This is a genomic window from Desulfonauticus sp. (assembly GCF_055126295.1).
The window spans coordinates 76,044-95,357 of record NZ_JBSRHE010000008.1 but is presented as its reverse complement, the minus strand read 5'-3'; the positions used below and the strand labels follow the sequence as shown (position 1 = coordinate 95,357).

Annotated in this window: 20 protein-coding genes; 18 read left to right on the top strand and 2 right to left on the bottom strand. The window is 40.5% G+C overall.

The features are described from left to right. The first annotated feature begins 2 nt into the window (after positions 1–2). The 9 genes from ACTCIM_RS06795 to dnaA all read left to right on the top strand — a co-directional run bounded on the left by ACTCIM_RS06795 (position 3) and on the right by dnaA (position 9,340). Positions 3–1,952, top strand: coding sequence for a HEAT repeat domain-containing protein (locus ACTCIM_RS06795; protein ID WP_472314646.1), 1,950 nt, complete (start codon positions 3–5; stop codon positions 1,950–1,952). 1 nt (position 1,953) lies between these two features. Beyond that, on the top strand, positions 1,954–2,832 hold the full coding sequence (locus ACTCIM_RS06790; RefSeq protein ID WP_464279244.1) for a CheR family methyltransferase: 879 nt from the start codon (positions 1,954–1,956) through the stop codon (positions 2,830–2,832). Beyond that, on the top strand, positions 2,832–3,218 hold the full coding sequence (locus ACTCIM_RS06785; protein ID WP_464279245.1) for a PilZ domain-containing protein: 387 nt from the start codon (positions 2,832–2,834) through the stop codon (positions 3,216–3,218). The genes ACTCIM_RS06790 and ACTCIM_RS06785 overlap by 1 nt, the downstream gene beginning before the upstream one ends. Before the next feature lie 7 nt (positions 3,219–3,225). Beyond that, entirely contained in the window at positions 3,226–3,981 is a 756-nt protein-coding gene (locus tag ACTCIM_RS06780) for a ParA family protein (RefSeq protein ID WP_472314644.1), read from the top strand. Continuing rightward, positions 3,978–4,685, top strand: coding sequence for a chemotaxis protein CheW (locus ACTCIM_RS06775; protein WP_464279246.1), 708 nt, complete (start codon positions 3,978–3,980; stop codon positions 4,683–4,685). The genes ACTCIM_RS06780 and ACTCIM_RS06775 overlap by 4 nt, the downstream gene beginning before the upstream one ends. Next, the gene (locus ACTCIM_RS06770; RefSeq protein WP_472314642.1) at positions 4,685–5,056 is read left to right on the top strand and encodes a response regulator; all 372 of its coding nucleotides are present in this window, start codon (positions 4,685–4,687) and stop codon (positions 5,054–5,056) included. Before ACTCIM_RS06775 ends, ACTCIM_RS06770 begins: the two co-directional genes overlap by 1 nt. A gap of 13 nt (positions 5,057–5,069) precedes the next feature. Next, positions 5,070–6,986, top strand: coding sequence for a chemotaxis protein CheA (locus ACTCIM_RS06765; RefSeq protein ID WP_472314639.1), 1,917 nt, complete (start codon positions 5,070–5,072; stop codon positions 6,984–6,986). A 73-nt stretch (positions 6,987–7,059) separates the two neighbouring features. Then, positions 7,060–7,602, top strand: coding sequence for a chemotaxis protein CheW (locus ACTCIM_RS06760; protein WP_472314637.1), 543 nt, complete (start codon positions 7,060–7,062; stop codon positions 7,600–7,602). Positions 7,603–8,008: 406 nt separating this feature from the next. Then, complete coding sequence (gene dnaA / locus ACTCIM_RS06755; RefSeq protein ID WP_472314635.1) at positions 8,009–9,340, top strand: chromosomal replication initiator protein DnaA; 1,332 nt, start codon at positions 8,009–8,011, stop codon at positions 9,338–9,340. Positions 9,341–9,342: 2 nt separating this feature from the next. On the opposite strand, the gene ACTCIM_RS06750 is transcribed toward dnaA, so the two are convergent. Further along, complete coding sequence (locus ACTCIM_RS06750) at positions 9,343–10,083, bottom strand: UPF0280 family protein (protein WP_464279248.1); 741 nt, start codon at positions 10,081–10,083, stop codon at positions 9,343–9,345. After that, positions 10,080–11,087: a glycosyltransferase family 4 protein gene (locus tag ACTCIM_RS06745; protein ID WP_472314634.1), complete on the bottom strand. Its 1,008-nt coding sequence runs from the start codon at positions 11,085–11,087 to the stop codon at positions 10,080–10,082. Before ACTCIM_RS06745 ends, ACTCIM_RS06750 begins: the two co-directional genes overlap by 4 nt. A gap of 154 nt (positions 11,088–11,241) precedes the next feature. Here ACTCIM_RS06745 and ACTCIM_RS06740 point away from each other — a divergent pair, with 154 nt between their 5' ends. The 9 genes from ACTCIM_RS06740 to ACTCIM_RS06700 are packed head-to-tail and all read left to right on the top strand — an operon-like array spanning position 11,242 to position 19,274. Continuing rightward, positions 11,242–12,576 carry an HD domain-containing protein gene (locus tag ACTCIM_RS06740; RefSeq protein WP_464279250.1) on the top strand — a complete coding sequence of 445 codons (1,335 nt, stop codon included), beginning with the start codon at positions 11,242–11,244 and terminating at the stop codon, positions 12,574–12,576. Continuing rightward, positions 12,537–13,613 (top strand): dual-specificity RNA methyltransferase RlmN, encoded by a 1,077-nt coding sequence (rlmN, locus tag ACTCIM_RS06735; RefSeq protein WP_472314660.1) that lies wholly within the window; start codon positions 12,537–12,539, stop codon positions 13,611–13,613. Before ACTCIM_RS06740 ends, rlmN begins: the two co-directional genes overlap by 40 nt. 27 nt (positions 13,614–13,640) lie before the next feature. After that, entirely contained in the window at positions 13,641–14,015 is a 375-nt protein-coding gene (hisI, locus tag ACTCIM_RS06730) for a phosphoribosyl-AMP cyclohydrolase (RefSeq protein WP_472314632.1), read from the top strand. Continuing rightward, on the top strand, positions 14,015–14,893 hold the full coding sequence (hisG, locus tag ACTCIM_RS06725; protein ID WP_464279251.1) for an ATP phosphoribosyltransferase: 879 nt from the start codon (positions 14,015–14,017) through the stop codon (positions 14,891–14,893). Before hisI ends, hisG begins: the two co-directional genes overlap by 1 nt. Position 14,894: 1 nt before the next feature. Beyond that, the gene (locus tag ACTCIM_RS06720; RefSeq protein WP_464279252.1) at positions 14,895–15,659 is read left to right on the top strand and encodes a tetratricopeptide repeat protein; all 765 of its coding nucleotides are present in this window, start codon (positions 14,895–14,897) and stop codon (positions 15,657–15,659) included. Beyond that, positions 15,604–16,983, top strand: a complete 1,380-nt coding sequence (locus ACTCIM_RS06715; protein WP_472314629.1) for a B12-binding domain-containing radical SAM protein — start codon at positions 15,604–15,606, stop codon at positions 16,981–16,983. The genes ACTCIM_RS06720 and ACTCIM_RS06715 overlap by 56 nt, the downstream gene beginning before the upstream one ends. A gap of 47 nt (positions 16,984–17,030) precedes the next feature. After that, a complete protein-coding gene (locus ACTCIM_RS06710) occupies positions 17,031–17,453 on the top strand; it encodes an archease (protein ID WP_472314627.1) in 423 nt (140 codons plus the stop codon). A gap of 10 nt (positions 17,454–17,463) precedes the next feature. After that, positions 17,464–18,894 carry an RtcB family protein gene (locus ACTCIM_RS06705; RefSeq protein WP_472314625.1) on the top strand — a complete coding sequence of 477 codons (1,431 nt, stop codon included), beginning with the start codon at positions 17,464–17,466 and terminating at the stop codon, positions 18,892–18,894. Further along, entirely contained in the window at positions 18,828–19,274 is a 447-nt protein-coding gene (locus ACTCIM_RS06700; RefSeq protein ID WP_464279256.1) for a DnaJ family domain-containing protein, read from the top strand. Before ACTCIM_RS06705 ends, ACTCIM_RS06700 begins: the two co-directional genes overlap by 67 nt. Positions 19,275–19,314: the final 40 nt, after the last annotated feature.

The following is a 19,314-nucleotide window of genomic DNA, read 5'->3' as shown; positions in this document are numbered from 1 at the left end:
AAATGGAATATACAAAAGAACAAATTTTGGCCATGCTCCAGAGTTCTGAACCAGAAGATCAAAGAGAAGGCGCCTTTGAAGCAAGAGATAGGGGATTAAAAGAGGCGGTTCCTTTATTGATTCCCCTTTTACAAAGTGAAAATGTGGGAGTGCAGGAAGCAGCAGACCTGGCCTTGCGTAAGCTAGGGGGAGAAGAAACAGTTAAAGAACTTATACCTCTTTTAAAAGAAGAAAATCCTGCCCTGCGTAACCTGGCTATGGATATTTTAAGGGATTTGGCCGGGCAGGGAATTAAACACTTAGTTCCCCTTTTAAAAGATGAAGATAGAGATATTCGCATTTTTGTAGCTGATATCCTGGGCTGGTCAGAATCCTACCTGGCTCTGGAACCCTTATGTGAGAGTCTTTTAAAGGATAGAGATGTCAATGTGCGCTATCAGGCCGCAGTAAGTTTAGGGCTTATTGGCCATCCTGAAAGTGTAGAGTGTTTGAGCAAGGCCCTGGATGATGAGGAGTGGGTGCAGTTTGCAGTTATTGAGGCTCTGGTAAAGATTAGAGACGAAAATACAGTGGAAACCTTAATTAACAGACTGGATAGCAGTTCTGAACTGGTGGCTTCCATGATTATTGAAGGGATTGGCTCTCTTGGTTTTACCAAAGCAGTGCCTTTGTTGGCTAAAAAGCTTTTCCAGGTTCCCTTTGCTCTGCAACTTAAAATTTTAAAAGCCTTGTATCAGTTACTGGGACGCACCTCTTTTCAACTTTTTCTGGAAAAGGATAAGGGGAAGTATCTGGAACTACTTCTTTTGGCTTTGGAAGATGAGGAAGAAGAGGTTCGAGAGCTGGCAATCATTGGTCTGGCCAAGATTGGTGATGCCAGGGCTACAGCCAAACTTTTGGATCTGGCGGAAGAGCTGGATCTGGAGCATCAGGTAGATACTGTTCATAATGAAGATCTGGCCCACTTATTTGCGGATGCTCTGGTTCATATAGGTATTAATGAAGAGTTGTTAAAAGGCTTGGAAGTGGACTCTCCTTCTCGCAACCTGGTGGGTATTAGGACTTTGAAAGGAATAGGGAGTATAGAAGCAGGGGAAAGGTTAAAAGAGGTTTTTTGGCACAAAGATAGAGATTTACAAAGAGAGATTGCCAGAGCCTTGGAAGAAATGGCCCTGATAGAAAGTAGAGAGTTTTTCCTGGAGGTTTTAGAAAAACATAAGGATGGAGACGTTCTGAAGAGTGCTCTTATCTATCTGGGCAGGATCAGGGATAAGAATGCTATAGAGGTACTTTTTTCCTTTCTGGATCACCAGTGGGATGATGTGAAAGAAACTGCCCTGGAGAGTTTGATTAAAATTGGTGGGGATGAAGTTTTGGAGCGCTTTGCCAGATTTTTTGAAGATGGTAATCCCTTACACAGGCTTATGGCTGTATATGCCTTTGGCCAGCTTAAGGCGTCTGCCTATCAAGATCTGGTAAAAGCAGCTCTGGAAGACGAAGATGTAAATATTCGGAAAATTGCCTTAGAATCTATGGCCAAGATGTGTTCCAACCATAAGGAAGCCTTGCCCGTGGTAGCTGCCAAACTTGAGGATGAAGCTCCAGAAGTGAGGATGACCTTGGTAGAGCTTATGGGCAATTGTGAGCACGATGAAGTCCTTCCTTACCTGTTAAAAGCCCTGGATGATTCAGATGACTGGGTAAAAATAAGGGCTATTGAAGCCCTGGTAAAAAAAGGCAAGGTTACTTTAGAAATTACCAAAAAACTAACAGCTCTAATAGAGTATTCCAATAAAATAGTGGCTGTAAAGGCTATTGAAGCCCTGGGAAAACTTCAAAGCGAAGAAGGGTTTCATGCCTTGCTTGAGGCTTTAGAAATACCTGACTTTGAAATTCAAGAGGCAGTGGAAAAAGCATTGGATCAATATCAGCAGCAATATGAGGTAAAGTAAGATGGGTTCTCTTTTGGCCAAAAGCGTTACTTTACGTAAGGATGTAAAAATAACAGATGAAGAATTTTCCCAGTTAAGGGATTTTATCTATGCCCAAACCGGGATTTATATTGGAGATAATCGAAAATATCTTTTGGAAAATAGATTGGCGAACAGGCTAAGGGACTTAAACTTAAAGACCTTTGGAGAGTATTATTATTTTTTACGCTATGACCCTTCCAGAAAAGATGAGCTAAATAGGCTTTTTGATGTTATTACCACCAATGAAACCAGTTTTTTTAGAAATCCTCCCCAGTTAAAAGTCTTCCAGGATATTATTTTAAAGGAAATTATAGCCGCAAAGATAAGTAAGGGTGATAAAAGTTTACATTTCTGGTCTGCTGGCTGCTCTACAGGCGAAGAGCCCTATACCCTTTCTATTATCTTGCATGAAGTACTTAAACAGGAAATAGATTCCTGGAAGATTAAGATAACAGCCAATGACCTTTCAGCCAGCGTGCTTAAGAGTGCCAAAAGAGGAATTTATACTCCCTATGCGTTGCGGACCACTCCACCCAGCATAACTAAAAGGTATTTTAAAGAGATAGGTAATGAAAAATATCAAGTTTTACCTCAAGTTGCCAAATATGTGGAGTTTGTTCAGTTAAATTTGAGTGATAAGTTCCAGGTAAAGCGTATACCCAAATCAGATGTGGTTTTTTGTAGGAATGTGATAATCTATTTTAGCGAAGAAGTAAAAAAGAATGTTATTTCTTATTTTTATGACAATTTACAGCCTGGTGGATATTTGTTTTTAGGTCATTCAGAATCTTTACACAACCTTTCCAGGTCTTTTAAACCCATACATCATCCTGGAAGTATTGTGTATAAAAAAGAGTGATGTTTGTAGAAAAAAGAAAATACTATCGATTGCAAAGAAAATTTGAGTTAAAGGTTGCTAAATGGAGCTTTCCTTTAAAAAAACAAAAATGGTATGAGATTTACAGTGTAGATATAGGAGCTGGCGGTATAAGGTTTGAGGTGCCTTTTGCGCCAGAGAAGGGAGAGATATTACAATTTAAATTGCTGATTCCAGGTTTAAGAAAGCATTATCCAGGTTTTAGTAAAGTTTTTGCGCTGGATACAGAAGAATTTTTTGGTCTGGGTGAGGTTGTCTGGGTGCAAAAGATAAATGAGAAAAAATTTGAAGTGGGATTACAATTTAGTAATATTTTTGAAGACGACTGGCAGGCTTTAGTGGACTTTTTGCTTAAACATAAGGAGTAAGAGCTTAGTGCCTAAAATCTTGGCCATTGCCAACCAGAAAGGAGGAGTGGGTAAAACCACTACAGCCTTGAGTTTGGGCTCTGCTCTGGCCAAATTAAAGACTAAAGTGTTGGTCATGGACCTGGACCCACATGCCTGTGCTACTGTACACCTTTCTTTTTTTCCGGGTAATTATCAGGAATCTGCTCTGGATATTTTTTTGGTGTCAAAAGAAAAGAAAAGTATTATTTATGAGCGAGAAAACTTGCCTTTTGCCTTTGTTCCCAGCCACATTAAAATGGCAGAAGTGGAAGGTGCTTTAAAGAATATTCCGGGAAGAGGATGGCTTTTAAAAAAGTGGCTGCAAAAAGAGGCCCAAAACTACGACTATGTACTTTTAGATTGTCCTCCTCAAACCGGGGTGATTTTACTAAATGCCCTGGCTGCCTCTAATTTAGTTATAGTGCCAGTACAGACAGACTTTTTGGCCCTGCATGGTTTAAAACTTATTTTTGATACCTTAAAGCTTTTACAAAAGAGTTTAAAAAGAGAGGTGGAATTTAAAGTTTTAGCTACCATGTTCGATATAAGGACTAAGGCCTCCAGAAAAGTTTTGAATTTATTACGCAAAAAATTAAAGGATAAATTGTTTAATACTATTATTCCCATAGATACCAAATTTAGAGAAGCCAGCTCCATGGGGAAAACCATTTTGGAACTTTTCCCAGAAAGTAGAGGTGCTTTACAGTATTTAAACCTGGCTAAAGAAGTGCATAGATTATGAAAACCATAGAAGAATATTTTGAATCCCAGGATTTTTCCTTGGAAGATAAAGAATCTTTGACTGCAGAAGAAAAGGCCTTTTTGGAGAATTTTTTTGCTGAAGATACAGTCAAAGAGGAAGTGATCAAAAAGACCTTACCTGAAAAAGAAGTAGCAACTTCTCCTGGTGCTTTAGCTGCAAAGACTAAGCAGATGGAAGTAAAAAGGGTTGTCTCCAGCCAAAAAACTAGAGTTCCTGGGAAAATAGAAAGTAATAAAACTTTGCCCAAGGAATTTTCTTTAGTGGGATTTTTTTTAGGAGGAGAGGAATTTGCCCTGCCAGTGGAAAAGGTCAAGGAGGTCATTCGTTATACAGAGCCCACCAGGTTTCCAGGAAGTGGCGGGGTGGTTAAAGGCTGGATTAACCTTCGAGGCAGGATTACTCCCATTGTGGATTTAAGTGCTTTTTTGGACTTACCTTTAGGTAAGCCCAGATTTATTCTGGTGTGTGCTCTGGAAGGAATCAATGTGGGTTTTGTTAGTGAAAAGATAGCCTCCATGCATAGAGTGAAAAGAGAAGAAGTGGATTTTGGAGTAGAAAAGGCCTTGGCAAGTGAAAGTAAGCATATTCAGGGTTTATTAAAGAAAGGGGAAAAAATAATTCATATTTTGAATTTAGAGAGTATAAAGGACTTTTTAATTAATTTTAAAAGAGGAGAGGTTTGATGGCACAGAAACATATTCTGGTGATAGATGACTCCAAGACCGTACGCAATTTGGTCTCTTTTATTATTAAAAAAGAAGGCTTTAAAGTAACTTCAGCTGAAGATGGCTTAGATGGACTGGAAAAGCTCTATGCCAACCCGGATATTTCCCTGATTGTCTGTGATGTGAATATGCCCAAAATGGATGGCTTTACCTTTATCAAAACCATAAGGGAACAAGAACAGTATCGGGATCTTCCCATTATTGTTCTGTCCACTGAAGGGCAGGAGACTGATATTCAAAAAGGTTTGGGACTGGGGGCAAATATGTATATGATAAAACCTGCCCAGCCTGAAAAATTAGTCCGTAATATCAAAATGCTTTTGGGATAAAAGAGGTGCTTATATGTCGGATTATAACGATCCGGAAATTTTTGCTGAATTTGTAGTAGAGGCTAGAGAGCATCTAGACTCCATTGAGCCCAGGTTGCTGGATCTGGAAAAAGATCCAGAGGATAAAAGTCTGCTGGATGAAATTTTTCGCTCCATCCACTCTTTAAAAGGCGCTTCTGGTTTTTTGGGTTTAAATAAAATCAATACTCTGGCCCATAGAGGAGAAAATGTCTTAGATGAACTGCGTAAAGGCAAGTTGCAGCTCACTCCAGAAATTATGGACCTTATTTTAGAGACTACAGATGTTTTGCGGACCTTTTTAGATGAACTGGAAGCCAGAGGGACAGAGCCTGATCTGGATATTGAAGGGCTTTTGCAGCGCCTAGATGAAGTAAGAGCTACTCCCATTTGTAAAGAACTTAAAGATAAAAGCAGGGACAAATCTGCTGCTACCTCTTCGCCAGGTTCCTATAAACTCACTGTATTTGGCCCTGAGCACTTATTGGACTTTTTAGAAGAAGCAGAAGAAACAGTTTCGCAATTAAATGGCCATTTGATTCAACTGGAGCAAAATCCTCAGGATGAGGAATTAATAAATAATATCTTTAGGTCCTTTCATAATCTAAAAGGCAATAGTGGTTTAATTGGTTATCAGGAATTAAATAAACTTACACATATTGCAGAAAATCTTTTAAATAGAGTTAGAAACAAAGAATTAGAAGTTTCCTCTGGTCTTGTTGATTTGCTTTTAAAATCTGTAGATGTTATTTCTGAACTTTTAGATAATATAGATAGAGAAAACTCTACTGTAATACAAAAGGATATATCTTTTATTATAACAGAGTTGGAGCAGTTTACAGGAGAAAAAATTGTTAAAGAAACTTCTTCCACTGCAGAGGCTTCAGAGGATGAAGAAGATAGAGAGGTATATTTAAATACTGTAGAACAACAATTTAAAAATATTGATTTTGGATTACAAAGTTTAAGAGAGGATTCTAAAAAAAGAGATATAATAGATGGTTTGTATCGTTCCTTTCTTACCATTCAAAATGCTTCTACTTATATGAACTTAAAGGAAATAAGTGCTTATGCAGAAAGAATTGTAAAGCTTATTGATGATGCCAGGAATAAGGATGTCGACTTTGCTTTGATGTTAGATCTCTTGGGACAGGAAAAGGCCATTTTAGCTGAAATGATAGATAAGGCTTTAGATAGAGAGGAAAAGGAAAAAATAGAAAAACAGGTAGTTAAGGTAGAGGATAAAAAAGATAAAGAGCTAGAGAGAAGAGAAAGTAAAAGTATTCCTAAGACAAATTCAGGTGCTTTAAAGCAGGAAGTTGAGAAGAAAAGTGAAGTTATCAGTACCATCAGGGTAGATCATAATAAACTGGATCAGTTAATGAATCTTATTGGAGAGCTTATAATTAATCGAAACCGTTTTGCACAAATTGCCAGAGAGCTGGAAGAAACAGAAAATATTCCAGAAGTGGTCTTAAAATTAAATGAAAGCGTAGATGCTATGGCCAGGGTTTCTGATGCCCTGCAGGATACCATTATGCAGGTGCGCATGGTCCCGGTGCGCTCTGTGTTTTCTCGCTTTCCCAGGTTGGTAAGGGATTTGAGTCGTAAAAGCAACAAGCCTGTGGAGTTGATTACTGAAGGAGAAGAAACTGAACTGGATAAGAGCGTTATAGAGCTTATTGGCGATCCTCTGGTTCATATCTTGCGCAATTCTGTAGATCATGGTCTGGAAAGTGAAGAGGAAAGAAAAGCTTTGGGTAAGCCTGTCCCAGGAAAGGTCTGGGTTAGGGCCTACCATAAAGGGAATTTTGTGGTCATTGAAGTGGAAGACGATGGACGGGGCATTGACCCTGAAAAGATAAAGCAAAAGGCCATAGAAAAGGGCCTTCTTTCTGTGGAAGAAAGCTGAGACTCTGGATGAGCAGCAAGCCAGGGAACTGATTTTTTTACCAGGATTTTCTACAGCAGAAAAGGTTACGGATGTGTCTGGTCGGGGAGTGGGCATGGATGTGGTGCGCAACAACATTCGGGCCTTAAAAGGAAGTGTCAGTGTTACTTCAGAAGTGGGAAAAGGAACCAAATTTGTTATTAATTTGCCTTTAACCCTGGCTATTATTGATGCCTTGATGGTCAAGGTCTCTGGCGAGACCTTTGCCCTGCCCCTGGATGCTGTAGCTGAGACCACCAAAATATCTGTAAAACATTTAAGCGAAATCAATAAAAGAAAGGCCATAACTTTGCGGGGGGAAGTGCTGGCTTTAATTGAACTGGCCAATATCTTAAAGTTGCCTCCCAATAACTCTCAGCGCGACTTTTTACCCGTAGTGGTTTTGCAGATAGGAGAAAAAAAACTGGGGTTGATTGTAGATGTCCTGTTAGAGCGCCAGGAGATAGTAATTAAGTCCTTAGGAGAGTATCTAGGAGATATCCCGGCTATTTCTGGGGCTACCATTATGGGAGATGGTAATGTGATTTTGATTTTGGACCCCAATGAAATCTATGCCTTAGCCAGTCAAAAGTTGTAAAGAGAAAACAAAGGAAGCCAGAGAAAGGCCAGATTTTGCTCTTGCCTTTCTCTGTGTTTTTTTCTAGGAAGGCCAGTTTTTGTTCCTAAAAAGAAACTAAAAATTATTTATAATGTGCTTAAACAAAAAAAAGAGATTTTTTTAGAAAGAAGAAGAAAATTAGAGTTAGTGGTGTGAATACAAAGGGACAGAAAAATCACAACCTAGGAAGGACAAGGTTTTGAGAAGATTTATCCTTCTCTGGCTAAGTGGCTTTGATTTAACTATTTAAAAGGGAGTTGTTGTTTAAGTTTTTAATAAAATCAATATATTACACTAACAGGCAAGAGTTTTAGGAGAAGATGATTTTTGGCTTTTTTCTTTACTTGCAGATAAAAGGAGTTTACTCTACTACACTGGAACTATGATGAGTACTTGGCAGCGAATTCAACATATTTTACAAAAATGCCTCAAAGAAGGCATTTTTAAGGTGTGGATTAAACCTCTGCAGGGTGAGTTTAAGGACAACAAGCTTGTTTTAATTGCGCGCAATGAGTTTGTAGCTTCCTGGATTAGGGAGAAACTTTTGGAGCAGATAAAACAAGCAGCCTTTGAAGTGTTGGGAGAGGTTCCTGAGATTGAACTTAAGGTCTCCAAGGCCAAGCCAAGTGTACCCTTTTTGGCTCAAGCTGAAGAGAAGAGTCAACTAGCTTTACCTATTGCTCCCAAGGTAAATGTGGAGGGAGTTTTTCGGTATACCTTCCAAGATTTTGTGGTAGGGCCATGTAATGAACTGGCTTTTTTGGCCTCCAGGACCTTTTGTCAGTCTTATATTTCTTCAGACCAGCTCTTTTTATGCTCTGCTCCTGGTTTGGGCAAAACCCATTTGGTGCAGTCCATGGGGTGGGAACTTTTAAAAAATTCTAATAGAAGTAAGGTTAGAATTGCTTATTTGACAGCAGAGGAGTTTTCCTCTCAACTGGTTTTGGCTATTAAATCCAAGCAGGTAGAACAATTTAAGGCTAAGTTCAGGGAACAGATTGATATTTTACTCCTGGAAGATATTCATTTTTTCCAAAATAAGGAAAAACTTCAGGATGAGTTTTTATGTACTATTAAATCTCTTACCAATCAGGGCAAAAAGGTAGTATTTTCCAGTATGTTTTTGCCCAAGGAATTGCAGGGAGTTGATTCCCAGCTTACTTCTCGCCTGTGTCAGGGGTTTATGGCTGTGATTAACAAACCAGACCCTGATACGGTATTGAGAATTTTAGAACATAAATCTAAAAAATTACAGGTAAATATCCCCAAAAATGTGGGAGAATACATTGCCAGTAGAGTGCACAGTGACATTCGGCAACTGGAGAGTTGCTTAAATAATTTGGTTTTAAAGGCCAAGTTGCTAAAGGAAAAAATTAGCCTGGATTTAGCTAAAGAAGTGTTGAAACATTATACTCTGGAAAAGGATAATGTAATTGATTTAGATTATATTTTAAAAAATGTGGCCAGAGTCTATGACCTTTCTTTAGAGGAGCTTTTATCTCAAAGCAGGAAAAAAAGTTATGTTTGGGCTAGAAATACAGCTTATTATCTAGCCCGTAAATATACAGATTTGAGCCTGGAAGAAATTGGGCGTAGGTTTAATCGACGTCATTCTACAGTCTTAAAGGGTATTGCCAAGGTAGAGCGGGAGATTAACAGGCAAACTCCTCTAGGTCGCCAGATTGAAAAGACTCTGGAGCGTATTACTACCATTTAAGCTTAAATCTGTACCAGTTCTATTTCCCCCCAGGCGCCCAAAGAGGAGTCTAGTTGTAGGACCACTCCTCTTATTCCCCTGGCTTTTAATTTTTGAGAGATTTTAAGTACCAGGGGTAAGTCCTGTTTTCTTTTTAACAAGTTGCCCAGAAAAGTAGCGCAGGCATCTGCCTCTGCTCCAGATTGACTTAAAACTCCCACCAGGTCTCCTTGTCCAAAACTAAGAGAGTGTCCAATGGTGCCAGAAGAGGTACAAAAACTACAGGGAAATTGCCCTGAGTGTAGTTTTATACCCAGGGATACTTCATCCCTGGGATTGGGAAGTAAGCCAATGACCCTGTCTTTTGTGGAATAGAGATAAAGGTCTCCCCCATTTTCCACCAGAAAATTAGGAGAAAGAGGAGCAAAGTGTTTGGCCACCATTTCAGCAATGGTGCCAGCTACGCAGGCCATGGGTCCTACCTGGAATTTTTGACTGGCCTTAAGCATTGTTTGAACAATGGGTGGGGCTTTGGGGTCAAAGGGTAAAGGGGTTAGAGAAGTTAAAAACAGAGGATTTAATTCCAGATAACTTTTTAAACTGGCTCTTAATTTTTCCACATAAGCTATTACTTCCAAAGAAAGGTCCTTTTCAGCTACAATAAAAAGGTCACTTTCTTCTATTACCACCTGGAAAGTAACTTCCTGTTTTTTCTGAACGATTTTTCTGTAGGTTCTAAAGGGAGATAAGAATTTGTTGTTCATAGGTATTTTTCAATAACCCTTAAGTAAGCTGGAAAACCAACTTCTAGGTTTTTAGGATAGTTAAGGGGTAAGGTTTGAGCTGAAAGCAATTTTTGAGCAATTTCCCTGCAATCTTTGGGGTTATGGATTATCTGTTGGTCAGGTAAAAAAATAGCACTGCCATTAAACCTGGAAGAAAGTGCCTTTAGTCCACAGGCCATGGCTTCTAAAAGGGCATTGGAACGACTCTCAAGACTGTGTTTTTTAGCCAGGTATAGATACTTTCTGGGATTTCTTCCTCCAGCAACCACCAGGGCGAAGTCTGCAGGAAGGTATTTTAGGGCCTTAATTAAAAAAGCCAGGCCCTTTAGTTGAAAATTGGTAGCTACAGTTAAGACGAGTTTTTTATTGAAAGGTAGCTTAAATTCTTTTCTAAAGGCTTCCTTTTGCGGTTGTACTTTAAATTTCTTTAAATCAGGAAGATTATAAATAACTGTTATCCTTTCAGGATTGAGGTGGGGGTAGGCGGTTAAAAGCCATTCTTTGACCAGGCTGGATACACAAATGATTTCTTTGCTTTGGGAAAGTTGTTTTTGTTCAAGCAAAAAAGTGAGCCAATTACTGGGAGCAAGTCTCCTTCTTAGCATTTTAAAATGTTTATGTAGGCCAGGATAGGCCTCTTTACTTAGTTGCCAGAAAATTTTTAAAGGCCCTCCTCCTATGCGTAAAATATCTTGCTCCAGGGTTTTTCCCAGGCTAAAGTGAAGGGCCTTAGGGAATTGTCTTTTTATGTTTCTAGCTTTTAGGGCAAAGTAGAGCATTTTACTTGCTTTGTTTAAAGGTGGACGCCCTAAGGTTATTACTTTTAGGCCTGCAGGTGGTTTGATTTCTGCCCTGCTACAGACAAAAGTAACTGAAAAATTTTGTTGAAGTAAGTAAATAGCCAGATTAAAGGCAAAACGCTCCACTCCCCCATAAAGACTAAAACGAGGCAGATAGAGAAAAATTTCTTTATTTTTTTTCATAGATTATCCTTAAAATAAGTCCAAGTTTAAATTTATTTTTTTTAAAAGCAAAGCCTTTTCTTAAGAGGAGCAAAGTTAAGTTAAAATCCATAAATTGACAGCCCTTAAGCTAAAAGATAGTTAAAGGAAAAGAACAAACAAAGGAGTCGGCAAAATGCCTCAACCACTAAAAGATGCTATTTCTGTATGTAAAACCATTATGCGTAACGGCTATGAAGCTTATATTGTAAATGTTCCTTTACATGAGCGAGCTTTAAGACAGGAAGAGTTAGAAGAAGTAGATATAGATATCTGCACGGATATGGAACCAAAAGAAATGGAGAAGATTTTTCCTAACTTAAGTCCACCCTTGGCCAAATCCAGTTTTGCCTGTTTAAAAGAAGGGGAAGTTACTTTTCACTTTTATCCTGCAGATACCATTGAAGCTTCTTATACAGAGGCCAGTGTGGCCAAATTAACCCCCAGATTGCTTAAGGAAATGGAAGCCAAGGGGGAGTTACCTTTTTATCTGGCCTGCCCCTATATTCCTCGCTCCAGAGATGTTTTTGAGGGTTTTGAAGACCTGGATACTGGAGTTATTGCCTTAAAAGGGATTCCAGATGAGAACCTTAAAAGGGATTATTTAAAAGCCATAAAGGCCTTACGCTTTGCTGCCAATTATAACTTGCCCATTGAGGATAATACCTGGTTGGCTATTGTGCGTTCAGCCAGGCGAGTTGTTGATTATGTCTCTGTCTCAGATATTATGGATGAATGGCGTAAAGTAGAAGCTGAAAACATGTGGCTCTTTGTCAAGCTACTTTTTGACTCCATGATTTTACATGGCCTTATTCCTGAACTGGCTGCTTTAAGTAGGGTAAAGCAAATTAGAAATCCTGAAGAAGGCGAGGAAAATGTTTTTGAGCATACCCTGGAGGTAATGAAACACTATCCAGAGGAATTGCCCTATGACTGGTATGGGACCCTGGCCTGTCTTTTCCACGATATAGGCAAACTCTACACTGGAGAAGTGGTCAATGGTCAAATCACCTTTTATCAGCATCATCAAGTTGGAGCCAAAATAACTCGCAAGATTTTAAAACGTCTAGGCTTTCCACCCAGGGATATTGATCTGGTTTGTCATCTGGTCAAAAATCACATGCGCTTTCACTTTATGCTTACAGATAAAGGGATTAGACGCTTTAAGAGTCTGGATGAGTATCCCAGACTAATTGAAATGGTTAGAGCTGATCTTAAGGCTAGAAACGGCAGTTATAGAGAATTTAACCACAATTTAAAGATGCTGGAAAGGGCAGATATTAGTGAAGAGTTGCTGGAGCCGCTTTTAAATGGACATCAGATTATGGAATATACAGGCATTAAACCTGGACCTTTGGTTGGGGTTATTCGGGATGCCCTTTTGCAGGCCCAGATTAGAGGGGATGTTTCTTCTTTAGAAGAGGCTGTAGAATTTGTGCGCAATTATGCCAAAAAGGAGAAACTCTCATAACTAAGCCCAATATTTTGTCCTTAACTCTGGCTGAGCTAGAAGAGTGGTGTCTGGCTCAAGGGGAAAGGGGATTTCGAGCCAAGCAGATCTGGAACTGGTTGTGGCAAAAGGGCGTAAGTGATTTTAGTCTCATGACCAACCTTTCCCTGACTTTAAGAAGGAGTTTGGCTGGTTCCTTTTCCCTGGAGTGGCCCACCATTGTGAAGTGGCTTAGAAGTAAGGACCATACCTTTAAGTTCCTTTTGCGCTTAGAGGATGGAGAGTATATTGAAAGTGTGCTTATTCCAGAAAAAGACCATTACACCCTTTGTGTTTCTTCTCAGGTGGGATGTACTTTGGGGTGTAAGTTTTGCCATACTGGAACCATGGGATTTAAGCGCAACCTAAAAGCCTTTGAAATAGCTGGTCAGGCGGTATTGGGCAGGCAGTTTTTGTTGAGGCAGGGCGTGGAAATTCCTTTGCGCAATGTGGTTTATATGGGCATGGGGGAACCCCTTTTGAACTGGGCAGAAGTAAAAAAGAGTCTGGAGATTTTAAGGTCTGAACAGGGCTTGGGGTTTTCTAGAAGGAGGATTACCTTATCCAGTGTGGGTATAAAGGGGATTTTAGAGGAGTTTGGTCAAAGCAAGCTGGCTTTAGTGGCTATTTCCCTGCATGCTCCTACTCAAGAATTAAGGGAAAAGTTGATGCCCAAAGCTGCCAGATGGCCTCTTTCTGAGTTGTTGCAGGCTTTAAAGAGATATCCTTTGGAAAAGAGAGAAAGAATTACCTTTGAGTATCTTTTGCTGAAAGGGATAAATGATACTCCCAAGGATGCTCAGTTGTTGGCAAAGCTTTTAAAGGGCCTAAGGTGTAAAATAAATTTAATAGCCTATAATTCCTGGCCAGGTAGTAAGTATGAGCGCCCAGAAGAGGATAGAATTTTGGCCTTTGAAAAGGTCCTGTGGGCCAATAATTTAACTGCCATTTTAAGGAAAAGTAAGGGCCAGGATATCTTGGCTGCCTGTGGGCAGCTCAGGGCTGCAGAATTAGAATAAGTTTAATTTTCTTTGAGGGAGGGAAGATTGAAACCAGATTTTAGTAAAGGAAATGGTCTTATTCCAGCCATTGTGCAGGACGTAGAAACCAGGGAAGTTTTGATGTTGGCTTATGTCAATGAAGAGGCCTGGGAAAAAACTCTGCAAACCAAAGAGGCTCACTACTATAGTAGAAGCAGAAAAAAAATTTGGCATAAGGGAGAAAGTTCCGGGCATGTGCAGAAAATAAAGGAGATTAGGCTTGATTGCGATCTGGATACTATTTTGTATGTGGTAGAGCAAGTAGGCGGTGCTGCCTGCCATGAAGGCTATAAGAGTTGTTTTTTTCGCAGGGTAAAGGAACAAGGCGAGTTGGAAGTGTGCGCAGAAAAAGTTTTTGATCCCAAGGAGGTGTACAAATAATGAGCAAAAAGATTTTGAAATTAGGCATTCCCAAAGGTTCTTTACAGGAAGCAACTTTTAAACTTTTTGCCAAGGCAGGCTGGAAGATTACTGAGCATCACCGCAACTACTTCCCGGAGATAAACGATCCCGAGTTAGAGTGTTCCCTGTGTAGAGCTCAGGAAATGTCTAAGTATGTGGAAGAAGGGATTTTGGATGCCGGGCTTACAGGTAAGGACTGGATTTTAGAAAACGAATCAGATGTAGTGGTGGTTTCTGACCTTATTTATTCCAAGGTCAGCAATAGGCCGGCTCGCTGGGTTTTGGCCGTGGCTGGAGATTCCCCTTACAAGCGTCCAGAGGATCTGGCTGGAAAGAAAATTGCCACTGAATTAAAGAATTATACCAAAAAATACTTTGAGCAGGCTGGAATTCCTGTGGATGTGGAATTTTCCTGGGGAGCCACTGAAGCCAAGGTGGTAGAAGGACTTTGTGATGCCATTGTAGAAGTTACTGAAACCGGAACCACTATTAAGGCCCATGGTTTACGAATTATTGCAGAAGTGCTGCAGACCAATACCCAGTTTATTGCCAATAAAAAGGCCTGGGAGGATCCCTGGAAAAGGCAAAAAATTGAAATTATCAATACCCTTTTGCAGGGAGCCTTAAGAGCAGAAAAGCTGGTAGCTTTAAAGATGAATGTGCCCAAAGACAAAATGTCCGAGATTATGAGTATTTTGCCCGCCATGACTGCTCCTACAGTGGCTTCTCTCTATAATACAGATTGGTTTTCAGTGGAAATTGTAGTGGAGAAAAGCCAGGTTAGAGATTTAATTCCCTTGTTATTGAGTAAAGGAGCAGAGGCTATTATTGAATATTCTTTAAATAAGGTGATTTAAAATGAAAAAAAAGTGGCTTTTAGGGGTTATCCTTATAGTGTTTTTAGCTGGCTGTGCAGCCAAAACCTCTTCTTTAAACAAGGAAGAGGCTATTCCAGAAACTTTACTCATTCATCTGGAGTTGGCAGAGCGCTATCTTTTAGATAATAATCCCCGCGGAGCCTTGAACAAACTTTTGGAAGTTGAGCCTCAGGCCAGGGGATATTCCCGCTATCATTTTGACTTAGGCCTGGTTTACATGGCCCTGGGAGAGCCAGAACTGGCCCAAAAAAGCATGCTTGCAGCAGTCAAGCTTAAACCCAATTATGGAGAAGCCTGGAACAATCTGGGGCTTATTTATCTTAGATTAAAACGGACTCAGCAGGCCAAGGAATGTTTTCAAAAGGCCCTGGGTTTACTGACCTATAGGACTCCAGAGTTTCCTGCTCTTAACCTGGCCAGGCTATATAGAGAAGAGGGAGATAGGGCTCAAGCCAAGAAGTATGCTAAACTTAGTATCCAAAAAAACTGGCGCTATGTCCCGGCATATCTCTTTTTGGCCCAGCTTTTAAACGAAGAAGACCAGGTGGAAGCAGCAAACCAGGTTTTAGAGGAGGGGGTAGAAGCTCGTCCTGATAACCCAACCATTGTTCTGGAATATGCCAAAAGTTTATTGCGCCTGAGACAAGAGGAGCAAGCCAAGAGATGGTTTAAGGAAATAATAAAAAATCATGCCAAAAGCCAAGAGAGCAAAGTGGCCAGAGATTACCTGGAGTTCTTGCCCTGAGTCTAAATTAAAAGATGCTCCTCGAATTTTGGGTTTAAATCCCTGGATTTATGATTTTGCAGCCTTTAATCTTTGGTCCAGACCAGCAGGACTGTTATGGACCTTAGGGCTGCTGCGCCAGGCAGGAGCCAAGGTTGCCCTTTTAGATTGTCTGGATAAAACCTGGGCAGATTATCCCTGGCCCCAAGCGCAAAAGTGGGGCCAGGGACATTATCCCAAGAAAAAGGTGCCCAAGCCTGTTTTTTTATCTACTGTTCCCAGAAACTTTTCCCGTTATGGCCTGGATTATAAGGCGGTAAAGGTGGCCTTGCAAAAGATTTCTCCGCCTCCGGATATGGTTTTGATTTCTTCTATCATGACCTATTGGTATCCTGGAGTTATTACCCTACTTCATCTGGTCAAGGAGATTTGGCCCAGAATACCTGTGGTTTTGGGAGGTATCTATGCAACCTTATGTACTGAACATGCCCAAAAAACAGGGGCGGATTTGGTTGTAAAGGGAAGAGTAGAAGAACTTAAGAACTGGCAGGCCCTGTGGAAACTTTTGGGTGTATCTCCACCTTCCTTATCTGGTGTAGAAGATTTGCTCCTTCCCTGGGACCTTTATCCAGAAGCGCAGTTTTCTGTGCTTTTAGGCTCCAGGGGATGTCCTTTTGACTGTGATTATTGTGCCAGCAATAAACTTTATGCTGGATTTTGGCAGAGAAGTTTTGAAGTTATTTTAAAAGAGTTTTCTTTAGAATATGAAAAGGGAGTTAGAAACTTTGCCTTTTATGATGATGCCCTGCTGGTAAATCCCGAACACTGGCTTTTTCCCTTTCTTAATTATATAATAGAAAAGAAGTTGGAGGTGAATCTACACACCCCCAATGCCCTGCATTTACGCTACTTAGACCTGCCTACCTGTGAAAAACTTTTTCAGGCAGGGTTAAAAACTGTGCGTTTAGGTTTAGAAAGTGCCAATTTTTCTTCTCGTCTGGATAGAAAGCTTAGTCTGGAACACTGGGAAAGAGGGGTTAGAAATCTTTTGCAAGCAGGGTTTAAAAAAGAGTGGATTAAGGCTTATGTGCTTTTTGGGTTGCCCGGGCAAGAGGAAGGGGAAGTGAAAGAAGCCATTAGGTTTGTGAAAAAATGGGGAATAACTCCTGAACTGGCTTATTTTTCCCCCATTCCAGGGACCAAAATTTTTACCTTGGCCAGACAATGCTCTCCCTTTCCTCTGGCAGAAGAGCCCTTGTTTCAAAACAATTCCCTCTGGCCCTGCGTGCCTGGGGGATTTTCCTGGGAAAAGGCTGGTGAGCTCAAAGCCCTTATCAAGAGTTAAATTTAGCTGGCTTAAAGTCTTTAGCACCCGGTTTAAGGAGAGAAAATTTGGGGTTTGAACTGTTTTCCCATCCAGCTGATATTGGAGTGAGGGCCTGGGGGGATAGCTTAGAAGAAGCCTTAGAAGAAGCTGCCTTAGGCCTGGTAGCAGTGCAAACCGATTTGGACTTGATAGAGCCTAGAGAAGAGAGAAGGCTAGAAGTTGTTTCTCCAGATGAGGAATTTTTACTTTTTGATTTTTTAAATGAAGTGGTGTTTTTTATGGCCAGGGAAAAGATGTTGTTTGGACAAGTAAAAGTCTTTTTGGAGCAGAAAGAGAACCAGTTTTTTTTAGAAGCAAAGATGAAGGGAGAAAAGATAAAACCCGAGAAACACAAGCCAGCTGTGGAAATAAAGGGTGTTTCCTGGCATGAGTTAAAGGTAAAAAGAAAAGGAAAAGGTTATTGGGTACAGTGTGTCTTGGATGTGTAGGAGTTATTTTATGTTGAAAGCTAAATTAAAACAAGTAGATAAATATATTTATGAATATCCGGTAGAAGCCTTGATGCAGGTGCCAGCCAGGATTTTTGCTGACCAGAATATTCTGGCTGATTTAGAAGATAAGGTCATTCACCAGCTTGTAAATGTGGCTAGCTTGCCTGGTATTGTGGGTGCGGCCTTAGCCATGCCTGATGTACATTCAGGTTATGGCTTTCCCATTGGAGGTGTAGCTGCCTTTGACCCTGGGGCAGGAGGAATAATTTCCGGGGGAGGAGTGGGTTTTGATATTGCCTGTGGGGTTAGGACCTTGCGTACTCCTTTAAGCCTAAAAGATTTAAAAGCTAGAGAAGAGTTGCTGGCAGATGAACTCTTTAGGACTATTCCGGCTGGAGTGGGTTCTAGGGGAAAGTTAAAACTCTCCCTAAAAGAAATGGATAAATTATTGTCAGAAGGTGCTAGCTGGGCAGTAAAAAAGGGGTTTGGAGTAGAAGAAGACTTGGAGTTTATAGAAGAAAAGGGTGTGGCCCAAGGAGCCAGGCCAGACTTTGTCTCTGCCAAGGCCAAGCAAAGACAGGAAGCTGAAATGGGTACTTTGGGCTCTGGCAATCACTATCTGGAAGTGCAGGTGGTAAAGGAAATATACGATGTAAAAAAGGCTCAACTAATGGGGCTTAGTTTAAATCAGGTGGTGGTAAGTATTCACTGTGGTTCCAGAGGACTTGGGCATCAAATAGGCACAGATTACATGCGAGAAATGGTTCTGGCAGCGAAAAAAAGTGGCTATTTTTTAGCAGATAGAGAGCTGGCTTTTGCTCCCATTTATTCTAAGCTAGGAGAGCAATATCTGGGGGCGATGCGAGCAGGCATAAACTGTGCTCTGGCTAATAGGCAGATTATTACCCACTGGGTAAGAGAGGTTTTTAAAAGGATTTTTGGCTCTGAAGTTTTACCTTTGCTCTATGATGTGTCTCATAATACCTGTAGAGAAGAGGTACATGAGGTAAAGGGTAAAAAAAGAGTTTTGTTTGTGCACCGTAAAGGAGCAACCCGGGCCTTTGGTCCAGGACATCCGGAACTGCCTTTAAAATATAGACCCATAGGTCAACCTGTACTTATTGGCGGAAGTATGGGCACTTCTTCTTATGTTCTGGTTGGTACTAAAAAGGGGATGGAACTTAGCTTTGGTTCGGCCTGTCACGGAGCAGGAAGAGTTATGAGCCGCAACCAGGCCAAAAAAAGCTTTTCGGGCAGAGAGCTTATTGCCAGCCTAGCCCAGAAGGGAATTGTAATCAGAGGTCATTCTTGGCGAGGTCTGGCAGAAGAGGCGCCTCTGGCCTATAAGGATGTAACTAGGGTGGTTGAGGTTTGCGCCCAGGTGGGATTGGTGGAAAAAGTGGCCAGGTTAGAGCCAGTGGTGGTGGTCAAGGGGTAATGGATATCTTTGTTCAACTGGCAGAAGAAAAGATAAAAAAAGCCCTGGAAAAGGGAGAGCTGGATAATCTGCCTGGCAAGGGTAAGCCTTTGAACCTGGAAGAGGATGCCAACATTCCGGCAGACCTTAAGATTGCCTATAAGATTTTGAAAAATAGTGGCTACTTGCCAGAGGAGGTGAGTACGCAACAGGAAATAACTACAACTTTAGAATTGTTGGAACAAGCTACAGATGAACAGGAAAAATATAGACAATTGCAAAAATTAAACCTGTTAATCACCAAGATAAACCTCCAGAGAAAAAGACCTGTGTATTTAGAATATAACCAGGTTTATTTTGAAAAGGTGATTAATAAAATAAAAGTTAATAAAAGTAAGTAGATAAAAAGAAAAATTAACTTTTCAGAAATTGAGCCTAGAC